Source organism: Flavobacterium sp., assembly GCF_036405015.1.
In the GTDB taxonomy this organism is placed as follows: domain Bacteria; phylum Bacteroidota; class Bacteroidia; order Flavobacteriales; family Flavobacteriaceae; genus Flavobacterium.
In genome coordinates, this window is record NZ_DASWYK010000159.1 from 1 (window position 1) to 4,951 (window position 4,951).

Annotated in this window: 6 protein-coding genes; 5 read left to right on the top strand and 1 reads right to left on the bottom strand. The window is 35.3% G+C overall.

Features of this window, described 5'->3' with window-relative positions; translation table 11 throughout:
• Positions 1–227: 227 nt before the first annotated feature.
• Positions 228–638 carry a helix-turn-helix transcriptional regulator gene (locus tag VGE71_RS12575; RefSeq protein WP_331138643.1) on the bottom strand — a complete coding sequence of 137 codons (411 nt, stop codon included), beginning with the start codon at positions 636–638 and terminating at the stop codon, positions 228–230.
• A 173-nt stretch (positions 639–811) separates the two neighbouring features.
• On the opposite strand from VGE71_RS12575, the gene VGE71_RS12580 reads away from it, so the two are divergent.
• The 5 genes from VGE71_RS12580 to VGE71_RS12600 all read left to right on the top strand — a co-directional run bounded on the left by VGE71_RS12580 (position 812) and on the right by VGE71_RS12600 (position 4,378).
• Positions 812–1,666 carry a hypothetical protein gene (locus VGE71_RS12580; protein WP_331138644.1) on the top strand — a complete coding sequence of 285 codons (855 nt, stop codon included), beginning with the start codon at positions 812–814 and terminating at the stop codon, positions 1,664–1,666.
• 10 nt (positions 1,667–1,676) lie between these two features.
• Positions 1,677–2,015: a hypothetical protein gene (locus tag VGE71_RS12585; RefSeq protein WP_331138645.1), complete on the top strand. Its 339-nt coding sequence runs from the start codon at positions 1,677–1,679 to the stop codon at positions 2,013–2,015.
• A gap of 28 nt (positions 2,016–2,043) precedes the next feature.
• Positions 2,044–2,361, top strand: coding sequence for a hypothetical protein (locus tag VGE71_RS12590; RefSeq protein ID WP_331138646.1), 318 nt, complete (start codon positions 2,044–2,046; stop codon positions 2,359–2,361).
• 291 nt (positions 2,362–2,652) lie between these two features.
• Entirely contained in the window at positions 2,653–2,862 is a 210-nt protein-coding gene (locus tag VGE71_RS12595; RefSeq protein ID WP_331138647.1) for a hypothetical protein, read from the top strand.
• Positions 2,819–4,378 carry a recombinase family protein gene (locus tag VGE71_RS12600; RefSeq protein ID WP_331138648.1) on the top strand — a complete coding sequence of 520 codons (1,560 nt, stop codon included), beginning with the start codon at positions 2,819–2,821 and terminating at the stop codon, positions 4,376–4,378. Before VGE71_RS12595 ends, VGE71_RS12600 begins: the two co-directional genes overlap by 44 nt.
• Positions 4,379–4,951: the final 573 nt, after the last annotated feature.

Below are 4,951 nucleotides of genomic sequence, written 5' to 3' on the forward strand. Positions count from 1 at the left end.
AAAAAGCTTTAATCATTTGTTGTTTATGGTTTTTGTCTAGTAATTATAATTATTTACCTAAATCACTTTGCCATGATGTATTTCAAAAGACTTGCATTAAAAATTGTCTTCATTAAGATTAGAATAAAACGTAAAAAATGCTAATTAAGTATGAAAGATTGTTGTTTGAAATTAAAAAAAGGAAGCTATAAAGCCTCCTTTTTTTAATTAATATCTTTTATAAAAGTTTATTTAACTTTTAGTAATTTTTCCAAGTATTCAATTTTGTCCTGTTCAGATTTCAATAATCTTTCGTAAAGTTTTTTATTTTCTTCATAAACTTCAACTAGTTTATCGAGCGGATTGAAATTACAACTGTATGCATTTCCATTAACAACATTACTATCATTGTAAGTATTTCCAATTATATTTAATACTGCTTCTTCTGAGAAATTCTTAATTGCTTCTACAGTTACTCCCAAGGCTTTTGCCACTTCTGCTAATTTTTCATCATCGATATCTTCACTATTTTCTAATATCGAAACAGTCTGCTGGTTTGTACCCATAGCCTGCGCGAGCGCTTCCTGTTTCATGTCTTTCAGTTCACGGATACGGCTGATTTTGCGCCCCATGTGGTTTGGTTTTGTTAATGTACTCATAGCTCAAAGATAATAATTAAGAATAAAAAAGCAGGATTCATGTATGATACAAAAAATCTCATGTACGGTACGGGAAAATTTGATACCGTACGGTACAAGTAATTGCTTACTTGCCTGTGTGTTAAACAAAAATACAATTTTTCAGACAAGTATTAACTAAAATGAGTAAAATTATGAAAGCAATTCAAAACACCACATCCGATTTAATTTATCGAGTTATTTCGCAGAACATCGATCCGATAGGCATTTACTGTTTTGCAGAGAAGAAAAGCAGTTATACTTTTAATGAGCCTTTCCAGAAGCCCGTTCAAAAAGAAAAGCATGTTCATCTTTATCTGCTAATAATTGCAGAAGAGTTTGAGGATAACATAGGAAATGACCTTACTGATAAGATTAAGAGCAGATCGAAAGGTCTGATAACAGTTACTATTCTCATGCACAGCCTGCGAAATATTGTGAAATTATACGGTGATCAGCAGTTATTCTTATGTAATATTATTAAGACCTCTCAGGCTCTGTTTATTGATCCCGAAAAGCATCCTAAGATTGACATTAATTCTGGGATGCGCCATGTAAAAAGCACCACATTATATGCTGGAGACCGAAGCAGTGTTTCTGCATCGATCTGGGATCTTATTTACAATAATGACCAATATTTTTCCTATGAAGTCAGAATGAGTTGCCTTCATCAGATTGTAGAGCAGACATGCCTTTCTCTTATCAGAGTGTTTCTGGGATATACCCCAAATCACTTTTCTCTGGGCTACTTATTTGAGCTATGCGAATACTTCACGACCTTGACTTCTGATTATTTCCCACGCAACAGCAGGGATGAAAAAAATATGTTTAGACTTTTGAAAAAGAATCCAAACACGCTTCGATTCAGCAGAAGAAACAGCTCTGATTATTTGTGCTATCAGCTGATGGAAGACAGATGCCGTGATTTTATGAAGGAGGCAGAAGCTATGATTCAGAAGGAACTGGAGAGACTTGCGGAAATTCATCAGGATCTGTCTTTATCAGCATAAAAATGAAGTTATGGAAACCGATGAAATCAAAAAACTAGAGAATATCAGGGTGTTAAGCAGAAGAATGCTTAATACTCTGAAATCAGCTGACGACAAAAGAGGGATGTATAATGCAGTGATAAGAGTTTATGACTATCAAGAGCTTGCTTGTGTTATAAGAAACCTGATGAAGCTTTGCATTATCGCTTTAGATCACGAGAGCGCAGAAGTTCCGCCAACTATTGAAAACCAATATATTGATGTTGGGCTTATACTAGGAATTGCTCTTCAGTTATTTCCAGTTGACGAGTTTGAGCTTTTAAATGAGATTTCTGATCTTTTTTCGGAAAATAAAGAAGAAACAGAATAGACTACATTAAGTTTTAATATTTAAAATTATGGAAACTGATAAAATAAAAACACTGGAAGAATTTAAAGATTTTGCATCCTATCATTTTAAACTGCTTAAACCTGCTGGGGACAAAGGCGGGGAATCAATACGTGAGATAAAATTTTATGGTTATGCAGATATGACATGTCTGGGAGTGAATCTTATCCGCATGTGCCTGAATATCATTTATTCGGACGAACTTGATAACAGGGATATTTACATAGGCTCTGTTCTGGAACTTGCTCTTCAATTAATTCCAAGTGCCGAAATAGAGGTTTTGGATGAAATATACAGAATGCTGAATGAGAAGAGTGAGGTTAATTGAATGCTATGCTAAAGAAGTTTGTCAATAGTAGCAGAACTATTTTTATGTACATATTATGTCCATGACATTGAGAGAAAAGAGGCTTATCTTTATAATAATCTGAAAAAGGATTGAGTTATGATAGGTGAATTTTGCTTATGATCCTCAGTGGATTAGGTTTTATATTTGTATTATCCCCACCATATTTTGATCAGGATAAAATGAAAAAAGTTTTTTAACTTTAGAGCGGACAGTGATTGTGGAACAAAAAAGACCGAGGCTCGGTCTTTTTTTAATGAAGAGGAATTTCAAATGGAGAAAGATGGAAGACAAGAAAGAGGAAAAATGACGGCAGAAAAGACCAGAAAAATGCTGAAAGATGAAGGAGTGGAAGTGACGCTGGAACAGGCGGGAATGATTTTAGAATTTTTAAGAAAACTGGCAAATATGGCAGTTTCAAACTATTTAAAGAGAAAAGATGAGAAGAATAGCAGACCTATACGTGAGAGTGAGTACAGATGAGCAGGCAGACAGGGGCTACTCACAGAGAAATCAGGAAGAAATGCTTCGCAAGTACTGCGAAATAAATGCAGTTGAAATAAGACACGTTATTTATGAAGACCATTCGGCAAAGACATTCAACCGTCCGCAGTGGAAGAAACTGCTTGCGGATTTAAAGAAGCATAAGAATAAAACCGATCTTCTCCTGTTTACCAAATGGGACAGGTTCAGCAGAAATGCAGGAGATGCCTACCAGATGATCAGTATGCTCAGAAAATTGGGAGTTGAGCCTCAGGCTATAGAACAGCCTTTGGATCTTTCAATACCCGAGAACAAAATGATGCTGGCTTTTTATCTGGCTGCTCCCGAGGTGGAGAATGACCGTAGAGCCCTAAATACGTTTCATGGAATGAGAAGAGCAAGAAAAGAGGGGAGATATATGGGAATTGCTCCCATTGGATATGTTAACCGAGTAAAAGAAGATGGTACAAAATATATTGCATTCGACCAGCCAGAAGCATCTATTTTAAAATGGGCTTTTGAAGAACTTTCCAAAGGGATATTCAACACGGAACAGGTGCTTCACATGGCAAAAGAAAAAGGGCTTAAAGCAGGCAAAAACCATTTCTGGAGAGCGATCCGCAATCCTCTTTACTGCGGTAAGATCGAAGTTCCTAAATATAAGGATGAGGAACGCACTTTAGTGAGAGGACAGCATGAAGCATTAATCTCGGAAATGCTTTTTTATAAAGTTCAGGATGTGCTGGACGGGAGATCCCGCAAATATCTCCCAAAGGCACTTTCTGCCAAGCCTTTTCCGCTGAGAGGTTTTTTCATCTGTCCCGACTGCGGAAAAATACTCACAGGTAGCATCTCTAAAGGGCGACATAAATATTACCCGTATTATCATTGCAGTGCAGGTTGCAGATACAGGATTAATTCGGAAGCAGCCAACGAGATATTTATACAGAACCTGAAAAAATATATACCGATTCCTGAAATCAAAAATATCTATGCCAATGTCATAGGCGACTGTTATAAAGAACAGATTAAGGATGTATTGGAAGAAAAAACTAAAATCATAAGCCAGATCAAGGATTATGAAACCAGAATCTCAAACGCAAGAGATCTTCTTGCAACAAAGCAGATAGACGCTTCGGACTACAGAGAAATGAAATCAGATTATGGAGAGATGGTAAGAAGGCTCGAATTGAAATTATCTGGTATCGATGATGAAAATAAAGATATCGAAGAGCTTTTAAAAGCAGGAGTTGAGAATCTGATGAAGCTTAATGAATATTATGAAAACGGCAACTGGGTTGAATCGAGAGATCTATTAGGTTCGATTTTTCCTGAGAATTTTACGATCTCAGAAAACGGGTTTCGAACCGCTAGAGTAAACGAAGTGGTGCATCTCATCTATAGCATTAACAGGCTAATAGGACTAAATAAAAAAGGGACAAAGAAGAAATTTTCTTCTTTGTCCCAATTAGTAGCGGGAAAAGGACTCGAACCAATACCTCAAAAATTTCAATAAATCATTAGCTATCTAAAAAATATCTGCCAATAAAATCAACCACACTCCTCTACCGACTCCTCCTTCACCGGCCAAAACAAAAATTAAAAACAATCTAAAAAAAGAAAGAGAACAGAACCAAAAACTAACTAACTAACTAACTAACTAACTAACTAACTAACTAACTAACTAACTTTTTAACAATCTTCGTTTAAAGGAAACCAATCCAACTAATCTCCTCATCAAACCAAAACAAAAACAGTCTCGGACAAAAAAAGAAAAATCCAAAATTCTTTTTGATTTTAGCAAAAAAAGTTTTTCATATTACAGTAAAATTTATGTAAGATAAAACAACATTAAATTTTTTATTTTTACGGTTTTACGTAACTTTTTAATTATCAAAACGTTTATTTTCGCCCCATTAACTAATATTTAGTATGACAAAAATTACAGATTTAATTAAAAGTTTACTACTTGCGGGAATTTTACTTATGGCAACAAATTGCGCTACAAGTGATTTGGAGAACAGTCAATACGGACAGTCACCAGGACAAGCAAAGGATTGGTATGATAATCATAAAGATGAGTATAATG